The sequence below is a fragment of the Pseudomonas sp. MWU16-30322 genome, assembly GCF_020515535.1.
GTDB classification, from domain to species: Bacteria; Pseudomonadota; Gammaproteobacteria; order Pseudomonadales; family Pseudomonadaceae; genus Aquipseudomonas; species Aquipseudomonas fluorescens_H.
In genome coordinates, this window is record NZ_JAIWYL010000004.1 from 380,518 (window position 1) to 404,663 (window position 24,146).

Below are 24,146 nucleotides of genomic sequence, written 5' to 3' on the forward strand. Positions count from 1 at the left end.
AACAGCCTGGATTGACCATAGCTGACAAGGACACCCCATGTTCGACTGGAACGACCTGCGGTTCTTTCTGGAGTTGCAACGCAGCGGCCGCCTGCTCACCGCTGCCCGGCGCTTGAACACTACTCACGCCACCGTGGCCCGACACATCGAGGCCATCGAAAAAAGCCTCGGCACCGCGCTGTTCGTTCAGCACGCCCAAGGCTACGAAATGACCCCGGCGGGGGAGGCGCTGCTCAAACACGCCGAAGCCATGGAAAACGTTGCGCTGCTGGCTCAGGAAGAAATCACCCAGTCCACCGCGCCGCTGGGCAAGATCCGCGTCGGCGTCACTGAGGGGCTGGGCATCAAGTTTCTCGCCAGCCGCATGATCGGCCTGTTCGAACGCTATCCGGGGCTGGAGGTGGAACTGGTCGCCGTGCCGCGCTTCGTCAGCATCCTCAACCGCGAGGCGGAAATCAGCATTCATCTGGAGCGCCCGGCGGCAGACATGCTGGTCACGCGCAAGCTCACCGACTATCGGTTGGCGCTTTACGCCAGCCAACGCTACCTCGACAACGCGCCGCCGTTGCGCAGCCGCGAAGATCTCGGTCGGCATGCGTGGATCGGTTATGTCGATGATCTGCTGTTCAGTCAGGAGTTGATGTTCCTCAACAGCTTCTGCCGCAGCCCGCGCGTCGTGTTCCATAGCACCAGCGTGATCGCCCAGCAGGAAGCGGCGCGCTCGGGGTTGGGCATTGCGGTGTTGCCTTGCTACATGGCGGCGTCGGATCCGGATCTGGTGGCGTTGTTGCCGGATGACAGCATCGAGCGCAGTTACTGGATCAGTACCCGGCGCGAGCTGTACAAATCGGTGAGGCTGCGGGTGGTCTGGGATTATGTCGTCGGCCTTTGCGAAGCGGAGCAGGGCCTGCTGCGCGGATAGTCCCACCCCACAAAAATCCCCCTGTGGGAGCGGGCTTGCTCGCGAAAGCGGTATGTCTGTGACATCGATATCGACTGACACTACGCCTTCGCGAGCAAGCCCGCTCCCACAGGGGGCTGCGGTTGTTGCCGGATGGCAGCATCGAGCGCAGTTACTGGATCAGTACCCGGCGCGAGCTGCACAAGTCGGTGCGGCTGCGGGTGGTCTGGGATTATGTGGTGGGGTTGGGCGAAGCGGAGCAGGGGCTGTTGCGCGGATAGTCCAGCCCACACAAATCCCCCTGTGGGAGCGGGCTTGCTCGCGAAAGCGGTATGTCTGTGACATAGGTATCGACTGACACTACGCCTTCGCGAGCAAGCCCGCTCCCACAGGGGGCTGCGGTTGTTGCCGGATGGCAGCATCGAGCGAAGTTACTGGATCAGTACCCGGCGCGAGCTGCACAAATCGGTGAGGCTACGGGTGGTCTGGGATTATGTCGTCGGCCTTTGCGAAGCGGAGCAGGGGCTGTTGCGCTGATAGTCAAGCCCACACAAATCCCCCTGTGGGAGCGGGCTTGCTCGCGAAAGCGGTATGTCTGTGACATAGGTATCGACTGACACTACGCCTTCGAGCAAGCCCGCTCCCACAGGGGTTCTGCGGTGTGGCTTGAATCCGGGGTTGAATAATATATGGATATCCGTATATTCGGTTTTCCATATGTTCGAGTCCACCCCCATGCTCACCCCCACCGAACTGTTCAAAAGCCTGGCCGATGAAACCCGTGCCCGCGCCACCTTGCTGATTGCCGAGCAGGGTGAGCTGTGTGTCTGCGAGCTGATGTGCGCCCTCGACGACAGCCAGCCGAAAATCAGCCGCCACCTCGCGCAACTGCGCAGCAATGGGTTGTTGCTTGATCGCCGTCAGGGTCAGTGGGTCTATTACCGGCTCAACCCGGATCTGCCGGATTGGGTTCACCAGATCCTCAAGGTCACCGCGACGGCCAACGCCGATTGGCTCAAGGACAATGCCTGTCGTCTGCACAACATGGATGGTCGTCCTGCCCGCGAAACCGCGTGCTGCTGAACTTCAAATATTCCCGGAGCTATCCATGCGTGTCCTGTTCATGTGCACGGCCAACAGTTGCCGCAGCATCCTTTCCGAGGCCGTGTTCAATCATCTGGCACGCGAGGGTTTCGAGGCTGTGAGTGCCGGCAGTTTCCCCAAGGGCCAGGTGTTGCCACGCAGCCTGGCGACTTTGCAACAGGCCGGTATTTCTATCGACGGTTTGTACAGCAAGGGCAACGACGCCTTCGAAGGCAACCCGCCGGACATCGTCATCACCGTCTGCGACAAGGCTGCGGGCGAAACCTGCCCGGTGTACTTCGGGCCGGCGATCAAATGTCATTGGGGGCTGGAAGATCCCTCTGATGTGAGCGGTGACGAGGCCGCAGTGGATGCCGCGTTCCGTGCCACGCTGGCGATCATCGAGCGCCGCTGCGCAACCTTCCTCGGTCTTCCTTTTAAAACACTCAGCCGCGTTGAGCTTCAGCGCGAACTTGATCGCATCGGCTCCCTCTGAGCCGGAGGACATATGTCAGAGCATCTGCCCAATCTTGATCACACCCTGTTCGAAGGCCGGAACACGCCACCTTCGCACGACCATCAACCGCGCATCCTGCTGCTCTACGGCTCGACCCGCGAACGCTCCTTCAGCCGTCTGCTGGTGGAGGAGGCCGCACGCTTGCTGGAGCACTTCGGCGCCGAAACGCGCATCTTCAATCCGTCCGGTCTGCCGTTACCGGACGACGCCCCGGTCGACCATCCCAAGGTGCAGGAACTGCGCGAGCTGGTGCTGTGGTCGGAAGGTCAGGTCTGGTGTTCGCCGGAACGCCACGGCGCGATGTCGGCGGTGTTCAAGACACAGATCGACTGGATTCCCCTTGAGCTCGGTGCGGTGCGTCCGACTCAGGGCAAAACCCTCGCGGTGATGCAGGTCTGCGGCGGTTCGCAGTCGTTCAACGTGGTCAATCAACTGCGCGTACTGGGTCGCTGGATGCGCATGTTCACCATCCCCAATCAGTCTTCCGTGCCCAAGGCTTTCGCGGAATTCGACGAGGTGGGGCGCATGAAACCTTCGCCGTTCTATGATCGCGTGGTCGATGTGATGGAAGAGCTGGTGAAGTTCACCGCGCTGCTGCGCGACCGCCAGGAATTTCTGGTGGATCGCTACTCCGAACGCAAGGAGAGTGCCGAACAACTGATGGCGCGGGTCAATCAGCGCTCGATCTGAAATGCACAAACCTTCTAGCCTCAACCCGCCAATTGTGGATTACTGGCCCCAGCCCACCACTGTACGCACGCCATGAGCAACTGGATCGACCTTGCCCGCGACCGGGAAACCGGCATCGAAACCCTGCACGCGCATTTCGCCGGGCACGCGCACGCCTACGATCCGCACTGGCACGAAACCTACCTGATCGGCTTCACCGAGCAAGGCGTGCAGCGCTTCAACAGCCGTCGGGCGCGGCATGACAGCACGCCGGGCAAGGTTTTCATGCTGGAACCCGGCGACATCCATGACGGCGATGCGCCCAGCCCGGACGGCTTCACCTATCGCATGCTCTATCTGCAACCGGCATGGCTGGAGCAGGCGCTGGACGGTTTGCATCTGGGCAGTTATGGCAGCGGCTTGCCGGGGATCGGCAGTGTGCTCAACGATGATCCCGAACTGGCCCGGGCCACCTTGTTTGCGTTCAATGCGCTGCATCAGCAGGACGTACGCATGGTGCGCGACGTGGCGCTGGATGCCTTGCTCGAACGACTGGCGATTCATCTGTACCGGCGACCGCAACCGACCGCTGCCAACCGCGCACCGTTGATCGCCCGGCAGGCACGCGATTACCTGGTGGCCTACCACGAACAGGACATCAGCCTGCAAACCCTGGCCGACGTCTGCGGCACCGACCGCTTTCGCCTGACCCGCGCGTTCAAGGCAGCCTATGGACTCGCGCCACACGCGTGGCTGATCCAGCTGCGTCTGAGCCGTGGCCGGCAGATGCTTGCCGCCGGCATGCAGCCAGTGGAAGTTGCCGGCCGCCTCGGATTCGCCGATCAAAGCCATCTCGGCCGCTGGTTCGTGCGTGCCTACGGCATCACACCGGGCGCCTATCAGCAACGCGCCATTGGTACCTTTCGACGCTGAACAAACGTTCAAGACCGTCACCTTGCTCAACCATCACAGTTGGCCCTGACTTTCTACAGGGCCGCGCCATGCTTGCGTTCATCCTCTTTGCCTTCGTTGCCTCGATCACCCCGGGGCCGACCAACCTGATTGTTCTCAGCACCAGCGCCCGACGCGGCTGGCGACCGTGTCTGCCGATCATTCTGGGCGCGGGGGCGGGCGCTGCGTCATTGGTGTGGGTGGCCGGCGCTGGCGCCAGTACGCTGATGCTGCCCGGCGTGCGCCCGGTGATCAGTGCGCTGGGGATGGGCTGGATGCTGTGGCTGGCGTGGCAGATCTTCACCGCGCCGGCTACCGCCATCGATCCCGCCGCCGGCGAGGAAAAACCCGAACTGGGCCTGCTCGGCGCTGCGCTGTTGCAGTGGGTCAACCCCAAGTCGTGGATGATGGCGATTGCCGTGATCAGCGTGTTTACCGCGCAGGGGCAGGGGTTGAATGCGCTGTGTCTGGCGTTCTTTCTGGTGTCGTTGCCGTGCCTCGGCGTCTGGGCGCTGTTGGGGCGGGGGGCGGCGCGCTGGCTGAGCAATCCGGTGCAGTTGCAATGGCTGAACCGGATTCTGGCGGTGTTGCTGGTGGTGTCATCCGCCGCTGCGTTGCTGCACAACTGAGCTAAGAGGCATCGACAAGGTGGCGCGCAAGCCACCCTCAGGCCGGTTGACCAAGATGATCCGTCCGCCCAGGCGCAATGCGATGGTGTTGACGATGGTCAGCCCCAGCCCTGCACCTTGCGTGTTGCCACGGCTGTAAAAACGTTCGAACAGGCGCGCCCGATCTGCCTCGTCAATCCCCGGCCCTTGGTCTTCGACGCTCAGCAGGCACCAGCCCTCGGCCTGGCTCAGCTTGACCGTGATCACGCCGTTCTCCGGCGAGAAGTTGGCGGCGTTGGTGATCAGGTTGCCCAGGGCGATGTCGATGGCAGCGGTGCTGGCCATGACGTGGAACGGTTGGTCGCCGTCCTCGAAGGCCAGTTCCAGGTGTTTGCTCAACAGCCACGGCGTCAGTTGCACGAGGCTGTTACGCACGGTTTCGCTGAGGTCGATGCGTTGTAGCGGCGGCGGGTTGGATTTCGGTTCGAGGCGGGCCATGGTCAGCAACTGGTTGACCAGTCGGCTCGTGCGGTCGACGCCGGAAATCAGGAACTGCAACGACTCGCGGCGCTCCTGTTCGGTACCGGCCTCCAGCAGGTTTTGTGCGTGTACCCGCAGCACCGCCAGTGGCGTGCGCATCTCGTGGGCAGCGTCGGCGATAAACCGTCGTTCGCGGCCAAGCACTTCCTGAATCTGCGCCAGCATGCGGTTGAGCGCCGCCTGCATCGGTTCCAGTTCGCTGGGCAGCGGGGTCAGTTGCAGCGGTTCCAGAGAGCCACTGTTTCGGGCGCGCAGGGTTTGCGCCATGTTCGCCAGCGGCCTGAGCCCCCAGCCGATCGCCAGCCAGACCATTGCCGCGAGTATCAGGCTGCCGAGCACATTCGGCCACAGCGTATGGCGCACGATGCGGTCGACCAGATCGGTGCGCACATCATCGCGCTCGCCGACCCAGATGCGCAGATCGTTCTGCGGATCGTCGAGCATGAAGGCGCGCCAGTGGCGACCATTCAAATCCACCACATCACTGAAGCCCGGTTGCGTCGGCGGTGCGGTGAACGACGGGGCACTGGCGGTGTGCACCAGCACTTCGTTGTTCGGGTTCCACACCTGGAAGGCAATCTTGCTTTCGTAAGGGTGGCCGTCGACATGCGGTTTGGCTTCGCTGAGTGCCTGATTGAACGCCTGATACAGCTGCGAGTGATCCTTGCTCGCCAGCGGCATGCGCATCACACCCTGCAACAGGCGCGCGTTTTGCGCCAGTTGCGCGTCGTAGACTTCGGCGATTTCGTGGTTGCTGTCGTGCAGATTGAACACGCTGAGCACCGCAAGACCTGCAAGCAACAGACCGATGATCAGCGTCAGTGTGCGGCGACGAATCGAGGTCATCGACGCTCCTCCACCAGATACCCCACACCGCGAATGGTGCGGATCAGGTCGGTGGAGAATTTTTTGCGCAGGTGGTGGATGTGCACTTCCAGGGTGTTGCTCTCGGCTTCTTCGTTCCAGCCATACAGTAACTGGAGCAGTTGGTCGCGTGTCATCACCCGCCCCGGTGGCGAAAGCAGTTCGTGCAGCAACTGATATTCCTTGGGCGTCAGCGCGACGGGCTGACCCTGATAGCTGACCTGCTGGGTGCCGGGGTTGAGGCTGATCCCGGCGTGTTCGATCAGCGCCTGGGCGCGCCCGGCACTGCGCCGCAACAAGGCACGCAGGCGTGCCTTGAGTTCGGCGAGGTCGAAGGGTTTGACCAGATAATCGTCGGCGCCGGCGTCCAGCCCGGCGATGCGGTCTTCGGTGGCATCGCGCGCGGTAAGAATCAGCACCGGCAGGTTCGAACCGCTGTCGCGCAGACGGCGCAGCACTTCGAGGCCGTCCATGCGCGGCAGGCCCAGATCGAGTACGGCAACGTCAAAGGTTTCACTGAGCAGCGCATGCAACGCGCTGCTGCCGTCCTTCAACCAATCGACGGTGTAGCCCTCGCGCCCCAATGCCTGATGAATGCCTTCACCGAGGGCTACGTCATCCTCAATCAGTAATAAACGCACGCGGACTCCTGTCAGTCGAGTTTCTGGTTCACGTCCACCAGCAGGGCGGCGATCTCTTTGCGCCGGCCGGCATCGGCGGTTTCCCGGCCGGGACGCGGGGCGGCTTGCAGGGCTTTTTGCAGCGCGGCCCTGGCTTCAGCGTAGCGCTTCTGACGGTAGAGGTGATCGCCCCAGAAGTACAGACTGTCGATGCCCTCCGGATTCAGTTGCAGCGCTTGCTTGAGCAGTTGCTCGGCCTTGTCGCTGTCGCCGAAACCGATCGGCCAGCCCGGGACGCGATCATATAGCGCGGCGAGGCTGGTGTAGGCCGAACCTTGCAGGGCTTTGGGGTCGAGTGTCAGGGCTTTTTCCAGATCGGCCTTGGCGTCCTTGGCCTTGCCCAAGGCACCGAGTCCGCCCTGAGCGCCGGCCCAACTGCTGGTGACGATGCCTTTCCAGATCCACGCTTCGGCCACTGCCGGACGCTGGGTGGTAAAAGCAGTGGCTTCTGACGACAATTGCTCGAACGCAGCGGCGCGTTGCTTTTCCGCCACTTCATATTGGATGTGCGCCCAGCTCTGCTGGATGCCGTTGAGGCGTTGCTGATCGGCAGGCTCCAGCGCCCAGACGCTTTGACTGAGGGCGGCGAGCAACAGGCATACGGAAATTCTTTTCATGGTTTTGGTGCCTCGTTGTCAGGTTTTTCACTGAGGCGGCGAATCAGCGGCAACTGCTTGCGCAGGCCTCGATCCACCAACTGCGGCAGCAGGTTATTGAGGCGTACGAAAAAGCGCTCAGGCCAGCCCAGATACAGGTCACGGCGGTCGCCGGCAATCGCGTGGATCACCGCCGAGGCAACGGTCTGCGGGTCATCGACGTTGGACTTGAGCGCATCGTTCAACGCTTGCGCCGCCGCGCTGTTCATCGAAGTGCGGGTGGCCCGGGGCGCAACATACAGCACGTTGACCCGAGTGTCGGCCAGCTCGCGGCGCAGCGCTTCGGAAAATCCGCGCAGGGCAAACTTGGTCGCGCAATAACTGGCGTAACCGGCGTAGCCGATCGAGCCATAGGTGGAACCGACGTTGACCACCATCGCGCTGTCAGCCTCTTTGAGCAGGGGCAGCAGCAGTTTGGTCAGGCAGATCGGTGCGCTGATGTTCACCGCGAGCATCGCGTTGATGTCGCTGTCGTCGAGCTGTTCAAGCATGGCGAAGTGGTTGACCCCGGCAGCGTTGATCAGCAGGTTGATGCCGCCGATGGCTTCGGCGGCGGCCAGCACTTTGCGTCGGTCGCTGAGGAAGGTCAGGTCGGCGGCGACCCAACACAGCGAGTTCGGGTAGCGCTCAAGCAACGGCGCCAGCGCCTGCTCATGTCGAGCCACCGCCAGCACCTGGGCGCCGGCGGCACACAACGCCTCGGCGATGGCCATGCCGATGCCGCCACTGGCACCGGTCAACACCACCCGCGCATCATGCAGCTGCATGTTGAGCCTCCGCGTCACGCGGCAGGCCACGGAACATATCGGTGTACAAGCGATAGACGACTTTCGAGGCGTGGATCACCGCGGCTTGATCGTCTGGATCTTCCAACTGATTCATCAGGCGGCGGTAGGTCTGCATGTGCTCGATGTCCAGCGAGCCGTGCGAATTCAGGTAGCTGAACGCGGTGTCCGACAGTGCCAGACGCTCGCGAATGCTGCCCGCTGCGTGGGTAGCCAGGGCGATGCTGGTGCCTTCAAGCACATTGACCATGCCGAACAGGCCCACCGGATTACCCCGGGCGATCAGGTCGTAAAGGAAGCTGACCATCAGTTCGATCGGCAACGAAGGCTGACCGTCGCGCACCGCATCGCGATCACCGCCACACGCGGCGATATCGCTGAGCACCCACTGTTCGTGGCCGTATTCGTCCTCGATGTACTCGCACACGGCTTTGCGCAGCCATTCCAGCCGCGTCGGCAGGCGCGCGCCGCAGGCCATCATCAACGGCACGGTGTGGCGCACGTGGTAATACGCCTGCGCCAGAAATGCCCGATAGCTTTCCAGGCTGACCTTGCCTTGCAAGGCGTCGAGGATAATCGGCAGGTTGAACAGCTCGTGGCGTTCCTGATGCGTGGCTTCTTGCAGGGTGTCGAAAAAACTCATGATGCGGACTCCTCGGAAACAGCGGATTCAGTCAATTGGGCGTGGTACTGCGCGACGATCGCTTCGCGGCGCGGGCGGCCATTGGCGGTGAGCAAACCATTGGCGGCAGTGAAGGGGTGCGGCAGGCGCGTCCAGCGATGCACCTGGGCGTAATCGGGCAAGGCTTCGTTAGCCTCAGCGACCGCTGCGGCCAGCTCCGCGTCGCTGCAATCGGTACGGTGCGGCCAGAGCAAGGCATGGTTGTGCGGCAGGGCCTCGCCGTAGACGAAGGCCTGGGCGATATGGCGGCGCTGGGTCAGTTCGGACTCGACCCATTCCGGGTTGACGTTGCGTCCGAAACTGGTGACGAACTGGTGTTTCTTGCGGCCCTTGAGGTAGAGGAAACCTTCGGGGTCGAACTCGCCTAGATCGCCGCTCGGCCACCACTCATCGGCGTACGGCGCATCCCCCAGATAACCGAGCAGTGCCGAGCCCTTGATCAGCACCTCTCCGTCTTCAGCCAAGCGAACTTCAACGTGTGGCAGCGGCTGACCGACGCTGCCCGGACGCCGCGCGCCGGGGCGATTGAGGCACACCACCGAGGCGCATTCGGACAAGCCATAACCTTCGTAAACCGGCAGGCCGACACGATGCGCGCGGTGCAGCAAATCCTCCGAGACCCGTGCACCACCGACGGCGGCGAAACGCAGTTTTTGTGGATCGAAGGCTTTCTGTTCGGCAGCGCTGACCAGCATCAGCAACAGCTGCGGCACCAGAATCAGACTCTCCGGCGCACGCCTGGCCAGATAGCCCAACAGGTGCGGTACATCGACGCCGCTGGCGCCTTGGATACCCAGGGTTTTCTGGCTCGGCAGACTCAGCGTCGCACCGGCATACAGCGCGGCGTAACAGCCGAGGTTTTCCAGCAGAATCGCCAGCGGCAACAACGCTAGATGATGCTGCGGATCGGTGGATTTGCTCGCTTGATCCAGCTCCCGCGCCACACGCAGCAGACTGTCGGCACTCAGGCACACGCCTTTCGGTGTGCCGGTGGTGCCGGAGGTGAAGGTCAGTTTGGCGGTGCCGGCCGGCAGGCGACTCGGGCCGCTGAACGTGCGGCACCAGAACTCACCGCGCTTTTCATAACCGGCGGCGAGCAGCTCGGCGTCCAGCTCCGGTTCGGCAATCACCCGTTCGGCCTGGCTCTGCTCCAGACAATGGGCCCGTTGCGCGGGGCTGAAAAACGGCGGCAGCGTCACGCAGGTCAGGCCCTCGAACAACACGGCCAGATCCCACAACATCGCATCGACGCCGTTATCCAGCGCCAGGGCGATCACCTGCGCCTGTTCATCGCGCAGGCGCTCCTGGCGATACAGCACCTCGGCATACACCGTGGCGTAATCGAGTTTCAGCGTATCGCCCCACAGTGCAGTGCTGTTGTCATTGCGCCGGGCATGGTCGCGCAGGGTTTCCTGGAAGCGTTGCAATTCAAGCGACATGGCAGGCTCCTTCAATCGAGGTCGGCAGTCCCAATCGAGTGAACAGGCCGATATTGCGCAAATGGATGAAGCCGGCGCGGATGTTGCCGACGTGCACCCAAGGCTTGCTTTCGTAATAACTGCCCCAGTGTTGACGCTCGTCACCCAGGCGATCCGGGTCGGCGGCGCATAATGTCACTGGCTTCAGACCGAGCCGATGGAAGCTGTTGACCAGCCCGATGTTGCCGGTGAACGTCACCCATTCCAGGCCGCCCATGGCCAGCAGATAGGTGATGGCGATGATGCTCATGCGTGCGCTGCCGGTGTCGCTGGCGGCAAGATTGCCGACTTCGACAATGGCGACGCGATCCACCGGGCGATCAGCCGCAGCGCTGATCAACGGTTCGATCGGCTCGTCCAGGTAACGCTCGAGAAACAGTGGCTCGCGATGCGCACGACGCACGCCGGCTACCGCGCACAGTTCGCCGTCGACGTTGTGCATGCCGAACAGCTCGGGCATAAAGTGCCGGATGTCGGCGCCGTGGGCCTTGCGAAAACGCTGCTGGATGAAGGCTTCGAAAGTCTCTCGCAGCGCGTCGTCGGGCAAAGCGCCGGTCAAGGTCATCGGCGGCATGTCGGCCTGACCGAAACGCAGAGGGAGGGGAATGTTCCAGTGGTAATCGGGCATGGGCGGCGCGCCTCCCTCAATGGTTTGAGCGGAGTATCGGAGGCATTTCTTAACGAAGTCTGAAGGTGAAAAAAGGTTAATCAAACGGGCAATCTTCAGATTGTCTTAAGACTGCAAGGGCAGGGTGGCACCGTCGGTTCGCCCTGCAACCGGATCGAGACTGTCGAACGAATCGGCGGTCGCTCACGAAATCACGAGGCGCTTCTTATGACCCGCGACACCGCCGTAACCCGTTATGGAAAACTCTCAATCACCCTGCACTGGCTGATGCTGGCGTTGTTTGTCGGCGTCTACGCCTGCGTCGAAATCAAGGGCTTCATGCCCAAGGGCAGCGAAGCGCGCGGCCTGCTGATGGGATTCCACGGCCTGTTCGGCACGAGCATCTTCGTGCTGGTCTGGGTGCGCCTGCTCGGCCGCTTGAGCCCACGCCCGCCGATAACCCCCAAACCGCCTGCCTGGCAGACCGGCATCTCGCACCTGATGCACCTGGCGCTGTACGTGCTGATGATCGCCACCCCGATCCTCGCCTGGCTGATGCTCGCCGCTGCCGACAAACCGTTCCCGTACTTCGGCTTCCACGTCCCAGCACCGGTGGCGATCGACCCGGACTTCGCCAAACAGCTCAAATACTGGCATGAAACGCTGGGCAGCGCGGGCTACTGGCTGATCGGCTTGCACGCGGCGGCAGGGCTGTTTCACCACTACTGGGTGCGGGATAACACGCTGGTGCGGATGTTGCCGGGGCGCACGGAGTAACCTTGATCCCCTTCATACATAATCCCTGTGGGAGCGGGCTTGCTCGCGAAGGCGGAGTATCAGCCACTGATGATTTCGGCTGACACGACGCCTTCGCGAGCAAGCCCGCTCCCACAGTTTTTTGTGGCGTGTTCGAGTGCTTGGACTTCAGGTTTTGCGCCGGCCTGCCGATGAAATCTGCACGATTTCAACGGATGCCGTTCATGAACAAGGTTGTTGCTCTACTGGCGCTCACCGCCCTCATCGCAGGCTGCAAAACCAACAGCGCTTATACCCAGGTCGCAGATTTCCCCGCTCTGCGTTGCTTCGCCTACTGGGACGATAAAGCCATCACCTCGCTGGAAGTCAGCTACATCCGCGACCTCAGTCAGAGCGGTAACCTGCCGTGTACGATCATGCTGGGCGACCTGTACGAGAAGGGGCGCGGTGTGCCCCAGGACATTTCCAAAGCCAAGGCCCTCTATCAAGCCGTGGCCGATAAAGACGCCAGCGCCTATGGCCAACTTGGGCGCATGGCCGAAGAAGGCATCGGCGGGCCGGTCAATGACACCGATGCGCGGCAGTTTTACCAGCTTGCCGTGAGCAAGCCCGAGCAGCAGCGCAGTGAAGCCAAACTGGCCAAATACATGGAGGACGGGCGCGGTGGCCCGCAGGACCTGCAAGGCGCGCTGACGCATTACTTCAACGCCACGCAGTATCTCGGCGATGACTCGTGGCAAGGCATCGAACGTCTACGCGCCAAAGGCTTGCCTCTGACGATCGAGCAGCAACAGCGCTACAACAATCTCTTTGTCAGCAGCGTGCAAAGCGGCCTCAAGAAACGCATCACCGCCATAGAGAAGTCTCTGGAGAACAACGTCAATCCGACGTCTGCCAGCAAGCCAGTGCAGGTACAGCTGGAGTACACCCCGGGCGCATCGGCCCCGGTGGTTTCGATACGGCAAAGTTCGGGCGACACCGCGCTTGATCAAAGAGTGATGCAAGGCTTCAGCGATTATCGCTTTCCCGGTGACCCGATCATGCCACCGGGCCAGAAGAGCTATCAGGCGATCCCGATCGTCAGGACGGACGGCAAGAGTCCGCGGCAGCGATTTGACGAGAGCAGAAAGAACTGAGCCTTCCCCCGAGTGAATCCCCCCACCGACAGGTCGGCGTGAACTCAACGGGCTGGCCGCGCCACTTGCCGGAACAGCGTCTCGCGTCCACTCTATGGGCATGCCGACAAGGAGCGTCGCCGACCCTCCGTCGCGACCCAATGGAGCTTGCAGCATGAGCGAAGACAACAAGGTTAAAGGCCCGGCGTCGTACTTCCCCTCCATCGAAAAGAAATACGGCCAGCCCATCGATCACTGGCTGAACCTGCTCGCCGGCGTCACCGACAAGAAACACATGGAACTGGTGGCGTGGCTCAAGGATGAACACGGCATGGGCCACGGCCATGCCAACGCGCTGGTCGCGCACCATTTGGCCGCAGGCAAACAGTGAGGGCAGGGCAGCGATGAACTTCACCCACCGGCCCGTGACGGCCGACGACGTCAAAACCCTGTGCGGCTTTCCGCAGGGCGTTCAAGAGTTGTACTTCATGTTCCCGAAAGCGCAGTACCCGCTGACGGAAGAACAAATGCACACCGCGATCAGTCAGCGCTTCGACTCCACGGCTTTTCTGGCCAACGGCGAGTTCGTCGGCTTCGCCAACTTCTACCGTGCCGAGCACGACGGCATCTGCTGCATCGGCAACGTCATCGTCGCGCCTTACGCCCGGGGCCAGGGCGTCGCTCGCTACATTGTCGAAACAATGACTGCGGTCGGCTTTGAAAAGTACGGGGCAAGGGAAGTGCAGCTGTCCTGTTTCAACGAAAACACGGCGGGGTTGCTGCTCTACCCGAAACTCGGCTTCGTGCCGTTCTCCATCGAAGAGCGCGCGGCGCCGGGTGGCAGACGCGTGGCGCTGATCAACATGACACGCCACCGACAATAGTCGTCCCCCAGTCCCCGTGGGAGCCGGGCTCGCCCGCGATGGCGTTTTTCCGGTCGGACGTGCTCGCAAGTCTTGCGCGGAAACTGTGGGAGCTAGCCTGCTAGCGAAGACGCCAGCCCAGCCGCCCCATGACCCGCTGAATCACCAAGGTTTTGACCATGCCAGGCACCACCGCACGCTTGATCTACCGACGCCCAAAGCCAGCAGACCTGCCCACCGTTTTCAGCATTTTCGGCGACCCACAAACCAATCTGTTCAACCCCGCCGGCCCCATGACCGACATCGCCCAAGCCGAAGCACTGCTGGAGCGCTGGCTGCAACACTGGGAAACCCACGCCTACGGATGGTGGGCAATCAGCAGCGCACAAGCCCCTGAGCACATCCTCGGATTCGCCGGCATCGCCGCCCACGACTACCTGGGCAAAAAGGTCATCAACCTCGGCTATCGCTTCGCCGTCGAAGCGTGGGGCCACGGCTATGCGACAGAGGCCGCACAAACCGCGCTAACCCACGCCTTCGACCATATCGGGTTGCCCGAGGTATTCGGTCTGGTCAGGCCTGACCACACCGCCTCAATCCGCGTGCTGGAAAAGATAGGCATGTGCCGCTTCGGCGAACTGGACGATGTCCCCGGCAAAGCCCCCAGCCTGGTATTCCGAATCCAGCGAGATGCCCGCTGATCCGAACCACCTCCCTCTGTAGGAGTGAGCCTGCTCGCGATGACGCCAGTCCAGCCCCCACCAATCTCAATCCAGCCAAAAATCCCTGTGGGAGCGGGCTTGCCCGCGAAGACGTCTGCCCTATCACCCCATCAACCACTGACCGAAATAAACAGAAAAATCACCCCCGTTTAAACGAAGCCTCTCGTAACCACCCATGCCCTACAACGCCTTGCGCCATCACCTACGAGTACGCCAGAATCCGCTGGCTTGTGCGTCTAGGGCGCGGGTTCTATCGTCTGTCGGTCACTGAAAAACAGTGATCGGGTTTGGTAGCCCGCCATAACTAGTCGCATCGCGCACCGTTCGCAGACCTCATCAGGTCGCTGCTCAATGGTGGCCATGCGCAGGACACCTTCGGGTGTGCCGGGTCCTAGTTACCGGTCTACCAACCCGCGTGTGGCCGCCACCCTTCGTTTGGTAGCGAAGGTGAAGGCTCCTCTTCAATAACTAGGAGTTTCACCATGATCAAACCAACACCCAGCCCGCCAGAAACCGACCTCGCATCGCCCTACGAATCCCTCGATTCCAAAAAACTTCACGAAGCCGCCGAACGCGCCCTCGACCATTACCTGTCCCCGGCCACCCAAATCATGGCCAGCCCGCACAAACCCGAACCCATGTACCTCGCCAACCCGAAGTGCGACACCGAATCCCTGCTCGCCAACGCCAGCGAAACCCTCGGCTCCGCCAGCGAAATGCTCAACAACTTCGCCGCCATGCTCGACACCTCCCACCGCAAAACCGCACTGGGCATCGCCCAGGTCGTCATGCTCGGCGAACTCGCCGTAAACCAGGCCCTCGACAACGTCGAAATCGCCCACTGACCACCCGGTGCGACGAGCCCGAACCCTCGTCGCACCACACGGTCTCAACCGCGCTGGCACAGGGCCACGCCTTGCGCCCCCAAGCCTCGGCTGGCACCCTTCGGCCCGTTCTTCAAGGATCAGAACAAGGAATCAAGGATTGAGTGGCTACGTTCCCAACCCCCCGAAAAACTACCGCTACGAAGAAGCCAAACCCGTCGATATTCATGCCCAGCGTTGGGCTGAGTATGAGAAGCACGGGAAAGAACCTACGCGCGAGCCTGAGAAAATCGGCATTGCGTTGAGGATTGGTGTGTTCTTTGATGGTACTGGCAACAACGCAAACAACTCTGCAGCGGGGTTGTTCTGCGGTGCTCATCATCCCATTGCGCCGCAAGATATCGATGCCAGTTGCAAGCCGTACATGAGTGATCCGGATAGCAGCTACGCCAACGACATCAGCAATGTGCAAAAACTGAGTGAGCTCTATTTCGCACCTCAGAAGGCGGAGGGCGATGGTTCGCACAAGCAAGCATTCCGCATGATTTACGTCGAGGGGATCGGTACCCGGTCAGGTGAAGAGGACAGTAAATTCGGCGCTGGCACAGGTCGAGGTGATACGGGTGTTGCGGGACGTGTCCAGCACTCTTTTGAAGAGATCAAATCGCGTATTGAAGATGTTCTGGATAACAATCCAAACAGTGAAATCACGTCTCTGACTTTCGATACGTTCGGCTTCAGCCGAGGCGCTGCGGCCGCACGGCACTTTGCAAATGAAGTCGTTCGCGGAAAACAGGGCCCCTTAGGGAATATATTCCGCAGCAATGCGAGTGACTTCAGTCGAACCTTTATTGACCAGTACAAAAGCAGTATCAATATGGGATTCATTGGTCTGTTCGACACCGTGCCTTCGATTGCTGGCTGGTCCAATCTGGGGAATGTAAAGAGTTCAGTCGCCACGGGCATCAAGCTCTACCTGGACCGTCGTTTTTTTACTGATGTCGTTCAGTTGTCCGCGCGTGATGAGTATCGGGCCAACTTTGCATTGAGTCGCGTCAAAGCCGATCACCTGGAAATCACTCTTCCAGGTGTGCATTCCGATATTGGTGGTGGCTACCGCGATGAGGTTGAGGAGTGTGTACTCGTCAGTCCGATGCAAACGCTTGAGGTCTCGCAGTTTACCGATGTATCTACCACGTCCATCTACCGGGATGCTGTGTCTTTGAAAAATCAGTGGGTCTCCAAAGGCTGGTCTGAAGACATGCTGGAGATTGTTACTCCTGAGGCGCTTCTCCTACCTGTAGATCAACAAGATCGGCTCAGCCCTCGCAGGAAGCGTGTTTATGCCGCCGTACAACTCAAACGTCCTGTGAGCGGCCTTTTGTCGAGGGTGTACCTGCGAGTGATGTATAGCCTCGCAAAGGAAAAGGGCGTTCGATTCAACGAGATTCCCGGAACGGCCGCTCTGGCGGTGCCCTCAGAACTGCAGGCACTGTGTGATCGATTTGTGGCGGGTGACTACAGCACGACTCAGGATGAGGAGAAATTGCTGAAGTTGAAATACATTCATATGTCCGCTAACTGGAATCATCCACTTGGAAGAAGGGATGGCAGTGGTATCCGAGCCGTCTACATCAACGCACCCACCGAAGACATGATTCGTGTGCAACATCCCCATGTACCTGACTGGACTCTCTGGTAATGAAACTAATCGTCACCTTACTTCTTACTTTGTTCATGACCGGTTGCCAGTCTGTTGATCCGCTCTCAGCCAAAAATGATCCTAAATCCGAATGGTGGGAACTGGCTTTCACTGAACCCGATTACATGAAGGTTTGGGTGGAAGACAGTTCGGTGCAAGATATTACCGGCAGAGTCTTCTTCAGAACCGGCGGGGGGACTGCTGCTGGCGGAGAACCTGAAGACGGTACTGAGTCTGCCCGCGGCTGGACAGGAGTGGGAGGCAGCGGAAAAAGAGTAGTGGGTGCCGATCTACCCATTCGCATTTATGTCCGATGGCAATCAATCGTCGAGCAGAAAACTTGGCAAGCGTGGGTGGATATTCCTGAGGAGGCCAGACAAATAATGGTGACCTCCACAAATCAACGATGCCCGGAAAGGCCTGGAAGAACAGCGCGTTACATGGCTTCAGTTTATTTGGGGCTCGCTCCGGGTGGTGTTGTTCAGGTGTGGGTGAGGGATTCATGCCACCGACCAATCAAGGTTGCTAGAGCGCAAGGCGAAATCGACCCGCTGGGTCCGGAGCGGGGGAAAAACGGTGGTCGTTATGCCTACCCTGTGAGTGAAAAGGCCAAGCGCTATATCGACAAATACGGTATTCCGTATGGGAGTTGGTAATCGTCGCCTGATGAAAAGATTTCCAACGATGCTTTGTGCCCTATTGATTAGCGGCTGCCAGCCAATTGATCCGCTATCAGCCAAAAACGACCCCAAATCTCCTTGGTGGGAATTAGGCTTTACCGAGCCCAACTACATGAAAGTCTGGGTTGAGGACACCTCGGTCGACGACATTAAAGGGAGAACGTTCCTGCGCACCGGAGGTGGATCGGCGTCAGGGGGTCAACCTGAAGACGGAACAGAATCGGCGCGAGGCTGGCACGGAGTGGGCAGCACCGGAAAAAGTGTTGTTGGTGCTGATCTTCCCAAAAGGATTTATGTCCGTTGGCAATCCATTGTTGAACCGCAAACGTACAAGGTCTGGGTAGATATCCCAGAGGAAGCCAGACAACTCATGCTCGAGTCCGTCAATCAGCGCTGCGCCAAAACACCTGAACAAGAGGGGCGCTATAACGCGTCTCTCTACTTGGGCCTAGCGCCCGGTGGTGTCGTGCAAGTCTGGGTTCGAAACTCATGCCACCATCCTGTCAAAGTCGCCAGAGCACAAGCAGAGGTTGAGCCACTAGGCCCTAGTCAAGGTAAGAACCAAGGGCGCTACGCGTATCCCGTCAGCGAAAAGTCCAAGCGGTATATCGAGAAATTCGGCATCCCTTATGGGAGTTGGTAAACGGTAAACCAATGAAGCTATGCATTGTGGCGGTATGCGTGTTGTTCCTGAGCGGTTGCCAGTCTGCCTATCCGCTATCCGTAAAAAACGACCCGAAATCCGAATCGTGGGAGCTTGCGTTCACCGAACCCTATTACATGAAGGTCTGGGTTGAGGACAGTGCCGCCGAAGACATAAACGGCAAGCTATTCACGCGGACGGGAGGAGGCACTGCCGCTGGTGGAGAGCCAGAGAATGGCAAAGAGTCCGCGCGCGGTTGGCATGCGGTAGGCGCGGCTGCGAAACCAGTGATTGGCGCTGGCTTGCCCAAACGCATTTACGTGCGCTGGCAATCCATTGTCGAGCCGCAGACCTATAAGGTATGGGTGGACGTGCCTGAAGAGGCGAGGCAACTGATGGCGCAATCGGTCAGTCAGCGCTGCCCGGAAACACCGGAGGAACAGGCCAGCTATAGCGCATCTATTTATCTGGGGTTGGCACCCGGGGGCGTTGTACAAGTCTTTGTTCGGGACTCGTGCCATCGTCCTGTCAAGGTCGCTAGAGCACAGGCAGAGATTGAACCGCTAGGGCCTGGTCAAGGTAAGAACCAAGGGCGCTATGCATATCCCGTCGGCGAAAAGTCCAAGCGGTATATCGATAAATTCGGCATCCCTTACGGGAGTTGGTAATCCTTAAGCCAATGAAACAACTCATAACGATACTTTGCGTTTTGCTGCTCACAGGGTGCCAAGCAACTGATCCACTCTCAGCCAAAAATGACCCGAAGTCCGAATGGTGGGAGCTGGCGTTCATTGAGCCGGACTACATGGAGGTTTGGGTTGAAAACAGTTCTGTTCAAGACGTTAACAACAGGATTTTCTACAAAACCGGCGGCGGCACCGCTGCTGGGGGAGAGCCTGAAGATGGCACCGAGTCAGCCCGTGGATGGTCCATCGTTGATGGCAGCGGAAAGCGAGTGGTCGGGGCCGGTCTTCCCGTCCGCATATACGTTCGATGGCAATCAATCGTCGAACAGAAAACCTGGCAAGCATGGGTAGATATTCCGGAAGAGGCCAGGCAGTTGATGGTGACGTCCGTCAATCAGCGCTGCCCGCGAACTCCCGATCGGCAAGCAAGATTCATGGCATCGGTTTATCTCGGTCTGGCTCCCGGCGGTGTTGTGCAGGTTTGGGTAAGAGACTCATGTCATCACCCAGTCAAGGTCGCGCGAGCACAGGCGGAAATTGAGCCACTGGGGCCGAGCCAGGGTAAGAACGAAGGGCGGTACGCCTATCCTGTGAGTGAAAAGGCTAAGCGGTATATCGACAAGTACGGCATTCCATATGGAAGTTGGTAGTCGTGACAACTACTTGAATGGATCATTTGTAATGAAAGCAACGATTGCACTGCTGGGCGCTTTATTGTTGTCCGGCTGCCAAAGCAGTGGCCCAGAAACAGGCGAAAATGACCCTAAATATCCATGGTGGGAATTAGTGTTCGTTCAGCCGAATTACATGAAGGTATGGGTAGAGGACAGCTCCGTCCAAGACATCAATAACAAAGTCTTCTTTAGAGCTGGCAAGAGCACTGCAGCCAGCGGAGAGCCCGATATCAGCACGGAATCTGCTCGTGGTTGGGGAACCGTGTCGGGGAGCGGGAGACCTGTGACGGGCGCCGATCTTCCAAAACTGATCTTTGTCCGCTGGCAATCCATAACAGAGCAAAAAACCTACAAAGGCTTCATCGAAATTCCGGAAGAGGGCAGGCAACTGATGGTGAAGTCAACACACCAGCGCTGCCCGGAAACACCGGAGAAAACTGCTCGCTTTATGGCGTCACTTTACGTGGGGCTCGCTCCGGGCGGCGTGCTCAAAACATGGGTTAGAGATTCATGTCGAAATCCGGTTGAGATTTCTCGCGGTCAAGGAGAGATAGAGCCTGTGGGGCCGGAACAAGGGAAGCACGGTGGTCGTTATGCCTATCCGGTAAGTGAGAAGGCTAAGCGATATGTCGAAAAGTACGGCATTCCGTATGGAAGTTGGTAGGCGACACTTCTCTTGGCTGTCGTTCATCGTTGTCTTTGCGAGTCACCTTTTTGACAGCTACCGCGTCAATGCTGAGCTCAATGAATGTCCGCTTTCGGCCCAGAGCGTGTAAAAACGCTTCGCCAAAATTGAAATGCGCGCGTCTACGTTAAATCTGAAATTATCAGCACGTCAGCAGATGTGGATTTCGCGTAGAAGCGCCATTTACAGTCCGGTTTTGAGTACCTGTCGCGCTCAAAAAGGTTTTTACACAGCCTCGGCCAGAAGCGGACGTTCTAAGGCGACCGCTACCGGCCAGAAGCAGTCGCTCAACATTGTTTTTTAAACCAGGGGGCGATTCAGCCAGTCAGAATGGCAGCGACTTTTCTTTCTTGACCTCCCTTTTCGCCAGTGCCTAGATACCCGCACGAATTTCCTCTACCAGGTCGCCTAATACAAAATTCAAATAATCGTTGCGACAGGCTTCTAACTCTTTGGGGAAGTTCGTTTGGATGAATGGCATTACCATCCATCCCTTCTGGTTTTCGCTCGCCCTTTTGCTAAAGAACTCTTTTACCCCTACCTGTGTGATTACTTGAAAGGCTATTTCGTATTCCTCTACCGACATGACGGTGTATGGATACAAGTCCACAACGTCGCGAGAAATTTTGGCCTTGTCCAACAGACTGAGCACGGACTCTTCGAGCCTTTCATAGGCCTTTGGACCAAAAAGGTTCCAACTGACAAGAGTCACGATCACCGGAAAAAGAGATCGGTCCCCAGGTTGCCACCCTGTGTATCCATTGGTGATGTCCTCAAGGTTCTTGTAATTCTGAACGACATATCGAGCCAAAACATCTATCTCGCTATACAAGGCTTGACTCTCCAATTGGTAGCGAGCTTTGAGGCTTAGTCGTTTGGACTTGCACTCGACGAGAATTGCTCCAGTCGTGTCATAAACGAGTAAATCAATCCCATGCTTTGCGTTTTTCCCGATGTTGTACGGCTCAGGCTTGGCTATATTGACTGAAAATCCAGATTCACATCCCGCATTCAAAATGTTGCTGACGTCATATACGTAATCCTCAAAAGCATCGCCGTACGCTTGCTCGTAACCTTGGATTTTAGCTATATCAAAAAAGAGCCCCTCCGAAAACCTATACATCAAGTAAAAAGGAATGGGGCAAATTACGGTATTAGGAGAAGCTTGATCGATGACAATCAGTGGAGTGCTTATAAGGGGATTAATAGTGTAGGACCAGTTTTCGTTGTACTCCTGCGCGCTGAGTGTCCGAGTCTTTAGGTCCTCAAAGTTAAGCACCACCTTTTCTAGAAAAACATCACGCTGCTCATCGCTTATTCCAAACGCTGTGTAATCCTGCTTTAGGTTGTACGCATACTTAGTGAGGAAGTGACCGGATATCGACACCCCTAATAGATAAAACTGCTTTATAGAAAGAGTAGTGCCTTTCATAAGAACAGCCGCGAGATCCGGCGTGTTGTAAATTTTCAAATGACGGGCAAGCATCAGGTGCACGTTAGTACGCCAGAGCACTTGTTGCTGGTAGCCGCGCTGTAACTCTTGGTAGATCGTTCTTTGAAGATCTGTACTGTTCTGACTGTCTGATATTCGCCGAATTATATTGATGGCAGCTGCCAAGTGGCCTGTATTGTAGAGATCCTTCGAGTTACTACCATCGGCGTGCAGAATAATCTCACGCGTTAGAATATCTAGCTCCCAAGGATGCACTATGTCCTTTAGGGAGGCCTTACCGAGCTTATTCATTCGAGCGAACTGCAAAGGTAAGGGTTTGTCATGCTCGATGTTTCCGAAAAAACTCCAGATTTTTATGAGGGACTCGATACGATTCAATTTGGCGGCAAAATTCCGCATGGGTTTGTACGCGCTATACATTTGGTCGTCCCTGAAAATTGATGCACCATCATAAGCTCAGTGCTATTGGGCTTGCTATATCAGGTCCGCGATACTCCCACGCTCTTGGGCGACTCATGTCTGAGCGCCATCGGCAGCTATGGGTTGATAACAGCCGGTCATGACTGACCGCTTCTGGCCGAAAGCAGTCAATCGTGGGCGACGGTAATCGGCCAATTGCGGTCAATCAGGAGAGCAGCAATCGACCCAGAGCAGTCATTTTGAGGGAGGTGGGCTAGTCAGAAGCAAGTTGCTCAACAGGCCGCGCGGGGCATCGGAGTCAATAGTCGAAGGATTGAGAGCGTTCGTTATCGCTTCACGCACCTGGCGTTGTCCTTCGGTGCATTTCTTCCTGAACTCTTTAGCCTCGGAAGCCTTTTTTCTTAACGCAGAAGCTAATCGTTCATGGCCGTACTCAGAGTGAGGCTCAAACTTGACTGCACGCTCCAAGTATTCACATGCCTCAGTTGGCAGGTCTTTATTAATCAGCAAGTTACCTATGTTAGCGGTTATCCACTGCGAAGGGCTCTCTGCATTCATTAGCTTTTCTGCTCTACGATAGGAGTATAGCGCTTTATCGTATAGATCGAGTTGGAGACAGGAGTTTCCAAGATATCCCCAATATTCAATTGAGCTTGGGTCCTCATATGTCAGGCGATCAAGTAAGTGCGCCCCAATATGGTCTTGGCCAAGCTCCTGAGCCAAGCGGGCGTACTTGAATCGAAGCCCCTTGTGGCTTGGGTGCTTCGCGTAGCAACGCAGAACAACTGACAAAGCTTCGTTCGTGTTTTCCTCTCGCTCAAGGGTCTCAGCCAAACGGATGGCTACTTCAGGAAAATCATCCGGTCCAATACGCTGCAGTTCAGCGATTGCATTAGCACTGTCAGTTTCATCCGAATGACACAGCGCAAGCGCCATAGCAATTTCGGAATCCTTCGGCCTTTTTTCCTGGACGGCAGACAAGAGTTCGATTGCTTTGCTGGCGTTGCCTTCCCAGCGAAGGAATGTTGCGACAATGGACTGAACACCTGAGAACTCAAAGTGCTCGTTGGCGTAGTTTATTAATGCATCGATGTTGTCATCGTTGCTTAGCTTGAACTCGCAGTAAAGAATCCAAGCTTTTCTGGTAAGCGCAGCTTCTCCCGATATGCTCTCTACTTCACTCTGGAGCGTAGCCTTGGCTTGATCATACTTTTCTTCCACAAAGTCGAATAACCAATCGCGTCTTTCCAAATCCTCTACTACGCCGCCTTCTGTGCTTTCCTCTACGATAATCCGACCAGGAGCAATCCCGAGCTTCTTCATCTGGAGCCGGATTTGGTAGCACACAGAGCCGGTAGCCGCCTGCATGCTGCCATCTTCGCGTGTTGACTCATATCTACCAGGCGTAACTCCTAAAAGATCAGTAGGGATATGTAGATCACCATCCGATGGCAGAATGAAAAATACTCGCTCTCGTCCCAGTTTGCCGATGAAAAGGCCGAACTCAAAAAGTACATTGTCCCTTACTGCAGGTGCAGTTAAATTTCTAATCCGGATCAAATCGTCCGGCGAAAATACGAATATAGCAAAGTCACTTTCCGAGAGGACTTTAGTCAAACTCTCCATCGTAGTTTGAGATAACTCAAAAACGCCTTGGTCCCAGATGGTGACTTCCGCTTCGTGCAATAAGTTCTGCTGTACCGGATAGGCGACACTGAGCCCCTCAACGGATGAGCCGATGAAGACACGAGGTTTTGACATTGTTGCTCCTATGGATGAAATCCCTTATGTGCTGGGCTCTGGATGAACTCAGATTAGCGCGACGGCGAGGAAAAACAATGCAGAAGGTGACATGGATGAAGATTGCGTAGCGAGCGTCTTACGATCCTACTTCAGTCCTTC

The 24,146-nt window shown here is 58.0% G+C and carries 27 protein-coding genes and 2 pseudogenes; 20 read left to right on the forward strand and 9 right to left on the reverse strand.

The genetic code is table 11. The annotated features are described in order from the left end of the window. Positions 1–37 precede the first annotated feature (37 nt). From LCH64_RS10355 to LCH64_RS10390, 8 genes and pseudogenes are all read left to right on the forward strand, one after another. Complete coding sequence (locus tag LCH64_RS10355; RefSeq protein WP_226500173.1) at positions 38–922, forward strand: LysR family transcriptional regulator; 885 nt, start codon at positions 38–40, stop codon at positions 920–922. Positions 923–1,044: 122 nt separating this feature from the next. Then, a pseudogene (locus LCH64_RS10360) lies at positions 1,045–1,182 on the forward strand (LysR family transcriptional regulator); the annotation flags it as partial. A gap of 121 nt (positions 1,183–1,303) precedes the next feature. Then, positions 1,304–1,438, forward strand: a pseudogene (locus tag LCH64_RS10365) (LysR family transcriptional regulator); the annotation flags it as partial. Positions 1,439–1,636: 198 nt separating this feature from the next. Further along, entirely contained in the window at positions 1,637–1,984 is a 348-nt protein-coding gene (locus LCH64_RS10370) for a metalloregulator ArsR/SmtB family transcription factor (RefSeq protein ID WP_098964418.1), read from the forward strand. 25 nt (positions 1,985–2,009) lie between these two features. Next, a complete protein-coding gene (locus tag LCH64_RS10375) occupies positions 2,010–2,480 on the forward strand; it encodes an arsenate reductase ArsC (RefSeq protein ID WP_226500174.1) in 471 nt (156 codons plus the stop codon). Between the two features lie 12 nt (positions 2,481–2,492). Continuing rightward, positions 2,493–3,191 (forward strand): arsenical resistance protein ArsH, encoded by a 699-nt coding sequence (arsH, locus tag LCH64_RS10380; RefSeq protein ID WP_226500175.1) that lies wholly within the window; start codon positions 2,493–2,495, stop codon positions 3,189–3,191. A 72-nt stretch (positions 3,192–3,263) separates the two neighbouring features. Then, on the forward strand, positions 3,264–4,103 hold the full coding sequence (locus LCH64_RS10385) for an AraC family transcriptional regulator (RefSeq protein WP_226500176.1): 840 nt from the start codon (positions 3,264–3,266) through the stop codon (positions 4,101–4,103). A gap of 68 nt (positions 4,104–4,171) precedes the next feature. Further along, on the forward strand, positions 4,172–4,750 hold the full coding sequence (locus LCH64_RS10390) for a LysE family translocator (protein WP_103520087.1): 579 nt from the start codon (positions 4,172–4,174) through the stop codon (positions 4,748–4,750). On the opposite strand, the gene LCH64_RS10395 is transcribed toward LCH64_RS10390, so the two are convergent. Genes LCH64_RS10395 through LCH64_RS10425 form a run of 7 tightly spaced genes read right to left on the reverse strand, consistent with a single transcriptional unit; the run spans position 4,721 to position 11,042 of the window. Then, positions 4,721–6,115, reverse strand: coding sequence for an ATP-binding protein (locus LCH64_RS10395; protein ID WP_103520086.1), 1,395 nt, complete (start codon positions 6,113–6,115; stop codon positions 4,721–4,723). The two genes, LCH64_RS10390 and LCH64_RS10395, sit on opposite strands and share 30 nt — an antisense overlap. Further along, complete coding sequence (locus tag LCH64_RS10400) at positions 6,112–6,774, reverse strand: response regulator (protein WP_103484222.1); 663 nt, start codon at positions 6,772–6,774, stop codon at positions 6,112–6,114. Before LCH64_RS10400 ends, LCH64_RS10395 begins: the two co-directional genes overlap by 4 nt. 11 nt (positions 6,775–6,785) lie before the next feature. After that, complete coding sequence (locus tag LCH64_RS10405; RefSeq protein ID WP_226500177.1) at positions 6,786–7,430, reverse strand: tetratricopeptide repeat protein; 645 nt, start codon at positions 7,428–7,430, stop codon at positions 6,786–6,788. Then, the gene (locus tag LCH64_RS10410) at positions 7,427–8,236 is read right to left on the reverse strand and encodes an SDR family oxidoreductase (protein WP_103484220.1); all 810 of its coding nucleotides are present in this window, start codon (positions 8,234–8,236) and stop codon (positions 7,427–7,429) included. Before LCH64_RS10410 ends, LCH64_RS10405 begins: the two co-directional genes overlap by 4 nt. Beyond that, positions 8,223–8,897, reverse strand: coding sequence for an iron-containing redox enzyme family protein (locus LCH64_RS10415; protein ID WP_226500178.1), 675 nt, complete (start codon positions 8,895–8,897; stop codon positions 8,223–8,225). Before LCH64_RS10415 ends, LCH64_RS10410 begins: the two co-directional genes overlap by 14 nt. After that, positions 8,894–10,375, reverse strand: a complete 1,482-nt coding sequence (locus tag LCH64_RS10420) for an AMP-binding protein (protein ID WP_226500179.1) — start codon at positions 10,373–10,375, stop codon at positions 8,894–8,896. The genes LCH64_RS10415 and LCH64_RS10420 overlap by 4 nt, the downstream gene beginning before the upstream one ends. Next, positions 10,365–11,042: a thermostable hemolysin gene (locus tag LCH64_RS10425; protein WP_226500180.1), complete on the reverse strand. Its 678-nt coding sequence runs from the start codon at positions 11,040–11,042 to the stop codon at positions 10,365–10,367. The genes LCH64_RS10420 and LCH64_RS10425 overlap by 11 nt, the downstream gene beginning before the upstream one ends. 207 nt (positions 11,043–11,249) lie before the next feature. Between LCH64_RS10425 and LCH64_RS10430 the strand changes: the two genes are divergently transcribed. The 12 genes from LCH64_RS10430 to LCH64_RS10490 all read left to right on the forward strand — a co-directional run bounded on the left by LCH64_RS10430 (position 11,250) and on the right by LCH64_RS10490 (position 20,350). Next, on the forward strand, positions 11,250–11,798 hold the full coding sequence (locus LCH64_RS10430; RefSeq protein WP_123586755.1) for a cytochrome b: 549 nt from the start codon (positions 11,250–11,252) through the stop codon (positions 11,796–11,798). Between the two features lie 203 nt (positions 11,799–12,001). Beyond that, a complete protein-coding gene (locus LCH64_RS10440; RefSeq protein WP_226500181.1) occupies positions 12,002–12,913 on the forward strand; it encodes a sel1 repeat family protein in 912 nt (303 codons plus the stop codon). A gap of 154 nt (positions 12,914–13,067) precedes the next feature. Next, on the forward strand, positions 13,068–13,283 hold the full coding sequence (locus LCH64_RS10445; protein WP_139054715.1) for a DUF4287 domain-containing protein: 216 nt from the start codon (positions 13,068–13,070) through the stop codon (positions 13,281–13,283). A gap of 13 nt (positions 13,284–13,296) precedes the next feature. Beyond that, positions 13,297–13,776 carry a GNAT family protein gene (locus tag LCH64_RS10450; protein WP_103520079.1) on the forward strand — a complete coding sequence of 160 codons (480 nt, stop codon included), beginning with the start codon at positions 13,297–13,299 and terminating at the stop codon, positions 13,774–13,776. Between the two features lie 158 nt (positions 13,777–13,934). After that, the gene (locus tag LCH64_RS10455) at positions 13,935–14,456 is read left to right on the forward strand and encodes a GNAT family N-acetyltransferase (RefSeq protein ID WP_226500182.1); all 522 of its coding nucleotides are present in this window, start codon (positions 13,935–13,937) and stop codon (positions 14,454–14,456) included. A 503-nt stretch (positions 14,457–14,959) separates the two neighbouring features. Beyond that, positions 14,960–15,322, forward strand: coding sequence for a DUF6124 family protein (locus LCH64_RS10460; protein WP_226500183.1), 363 nt, complete (start codon positions 14,960–14,962; stop codon positions 15,320–15,322). Positions 15,323–15,461: 139 nt separating this feature from the next. Then, on the forward strand, positions 15,462–17,003 hold the full coding sequence (locus LCH64_RS10465) for a DUF2235 domain-containing protein (RefSeq protein ID WP_226500184.1): 1,542 nt from the start codon (positions 15,462–15,464) through the stop codon (positions 17,001–17,003). Then, a complete protein-coding gene (locus LCH64_RS10470) occupies positions 17,003–17,659 on the forward strand; it encodes a DUF2931 family protein (protein WP_226500185.1) in 657 nt (218 codons plus the stop codon). The genes LCH64_RS10465 and LCH64_RS10470 overlap by 1 nt, the downstream gene beginning before the upstream one ends. Positions 17,660–17,669: 10 nt before the next feature. Next, entirely contained in the window at positions 17,670–18,326 is a 657-nt protein-coding gene (locus LCH64_RS10475) for a DUF2931 family protein (RefSeq protein WP_226500282.1), read from the forward strand. Between the two features lie 11 nt (positions 18,327–18,337). Next, positions 18,338–18,994 (forward strand): DUF2931 family protein, encoded by a 657-nt coding sequence (locus LCH64_RS10480; protein WP_226500186.1) that lies wholly within the window; start codon positions 18,338–18,340, stop codon positions 18,992–18,994. 11 nt (positions 18,995–19,005) lie between these two features. Next, a complete protein-coding gene (locus tag LCH64_RS10485) occupies positions 19,006–19,662 on the forward strand; it encodes a DUF2931 family protein (protein ID WP_226500187.1) in 657 nt (218 codons plus the stop codon). Positions 19,663–19,693: 31 nt separating this feature from the next. Then, complete coding sequence (locus LCH64_RS10490) at positions 19,694–20,350, forward strand: DUF2931 family protein (protein WP_226500188.1); 657 nt, start codon at positions 19,694–19,696, stop codon at positions 20,348–20,350. A gap of 394 nt (positions 20,351–20,744) precedes the next feature. Here LCH64_RS10490 and LCH64_RS10495 read toward each other — a convergent pair whose 3' ends face one another. Together LCH64_RS10495 and LCH64_RS10500 are read right to left on the reverse strand one after the other, a co-directional pair. Then, positions 20,745–22,244 carry a hypothetical protein gene (locus LCH64_RS10495; protein WP_226500189.1) on the reverse strand — a complete coding sequence of 500 codons (1,500 nt, stop codon included), beginning with the start codon at positions 22,242–22,244 and terminating at the stop codon, positions 20,745–20,747. Positions 22,245–22,478: 234 nt separating this feature from the next. Then, on the reverse strand, positions 22,479–24,005 hold the full coding sequence (locus LCH64_RS10500; protein ID WP_226500190.1) for a nucleotide-binding protein: 1,527 nt from the start codon (positions 24,003–24,005) through the stop codon (positions 22,479–22,481). Positions 24,006–24,146 lie beyond the last annotated feature (141 nt).

Excerpts from the sequence above, each read along its gene's own strand:
- LCH64_RS10355 (WP_226500173.1), top strand. The coding sequence starts at position 38 with ATGTTCGACTGGAACGACCTGCGGTTCTTTCTGGAGTTGCAACGCAGC.
- LCH64_RS10370 (WP_098964418.1), top strand. The coding sequence starts at position 1,637 with ATGCTCACCCCCACCGAACTGTTCAAAAGCCTGGCCGATGAAACCCGT.
- LCH64_RS10375 (WP_226500174.1), top strand. The coding sequence starts at position 2,010 with ATGCGTGTCCTGTTCATGTGCACGGCCAACAGTTGCCGCAGCATCCTT.
- arsH (WP_226500175.1), top strand. The coding sequence starts at position 2,493 with ATGTCAGAGCATCTGCCCAATCTTGATCACACCCTGTTCGAAGGCCGG.
- LCH64_RS10385 (WP_226500176.1), top strand. The coding sequence starts at position 3,264 with ATGAGCAACTGGATCGACCTTGCCCGCGACCGGGAAACCGGCATCGAA.
- LCH64_RS10390 (WP_103520087.1), top strand. The coding sequence starts at position 4,172 with ATGCTTGCGTTCATCCTCTTTGCCTTCGTTGCCTCGATCACCCCGGGG.
- LCH64_RS10395 (WP_103520086.1), bottom strand. The coding sequence starts at position 6,115 with ATGACCTCGATTCGTCGCCGCACACTGACGCTGATCATCGGTCTGTTG.
- LCH64_RS10405 (WP_226500177.1), bottom strand. The coding sequence starts at position 7,430 with ATGAAAAGAATTTCCGTATGCCTGTTGCTCGCCGCCCTCAGTCAAAGC.
- LCH64_RS10410 (WP_103484220.1), bottom strand. The coding sequence starts at position 8,236 with ATGCAGCTGCATGATGCGCGGGTGGTGTTGACCGGTGCCAGTGGCGGC.
- LCH64_RS10415 (WP_226500178.1), bottom strand. The coding sequence starts at position 8,897 with ATGAGTTTTTTCGACACCCTGCAAGAAGCCACGCATCAGGAACGCCAC.
- LCH64_RS10420 (WP_226500179.1), bottom strand. The coding sequence starts at position 10,375 with ATGTCGCTTGAATTGCAACGCTTCCAGGAAACCCTGCGCGACCATGCC.
- LCH64_RS10425 (WP_226500180.1), bottom strand. The coding sequence starts at position 11,042 with ATGCCCGATTACCACTGGAACATTCCCCTCCCTCTGCGTTTCGGTCAG.
- LCH64_RS10430 (WP_123586755.1), top strand. The coding sequence starts at position 11,250 with ATGACCCGCGACACCGCCGTAACCCGTTATGGAAAACTCTCAATCACC.
- LCH64_RS10440 (WP_226500181.1), top strand. The coding sequence starts at position 12,002 with ATGAACAAGGTTGTTGCTCTACTGGCGCTCACCGCCCTCATCGCAGGC.
- LCH64_RS10445 (WP_139054715.1), top strand. The coding sequence starts at position 13,068 with ATGAGCGAAGACAACAAGGTTAAAGGCCCGGCGTCGTACTTCCCCTCC.
- LCH64_RS10450 (WP_103520079.1), top strand. The coding sequence starts at position 13,297 with ATGAACTTCACCCACCGGCCCGTGACGGCCGACGACGTCAAAACCCTG.
- LCH64_RS10455 (WP_226500182.1), top strand. The coding sequence starts at position 13,935 with ATGCCAGGCACCACCGCACGCTTGATCTACCGACGCCCAAAGCCAGCA.
- LCH64_RS10460 (WP_226500183.1), top strand. The coding sequence starts at position 14,960 with ATGATCAAACCAACACCCAGCCCGCCAGAAACCGACCTCGCATCGCCC.
- LCH64_RS10470 (WP_226500185.1), top strand. The coding sequence starts at position 17,003 with ATGAAACTAATCGTCACCTTACTTCTTACTTTGTTCATGACCGGTTGC.
- LCH64_RS10475 (WP_226500282.1), top strand. The coding sequence starts at position 17,670 with ATGAAAAGATTTCCAACGATGCTTTGTGCCCTATTGATTAGCGGCTGC.
- LCH64_RS10480 (WP_226500186.1), top strand. The coding sequence starts at position 18,338 with ATGAAGCTATGCATTGTGGCGGTATGCGTGTTGTTCCTGAGCGGTTGC.
- LCH64_RS10485 (WP_226500187.1), top strand. The coding sequence starts at position 19,006 with ATGAAACAACTCATAACGATACTTTGCGTTTTGCTGCTCACAGGGTGC.
- LCH64_RS10490 (WP_226500188.1), top strand. The coding sequence starts at position 19,694 with ATGAAAGCAACGATTGCACTGCTGGGCGCTTTATTGTTGTCCGGCTGC.
- LCH64_RS10495 (WP_226500189.1), bottom strand. The coding sequence starts at position 22,244 with ATGTATAGCGCGTACAAACCCATGCGGAATTTTGCCGCCAAATTGAAT.
- LCH64_RS10500 (WP_226500190.1), bottom strand. The coding sequence starts at position 24,005 with ATGTCAAAACCTCGTGTCTTCATCGGCTCATCCGTTGAGGGGCTCAGT.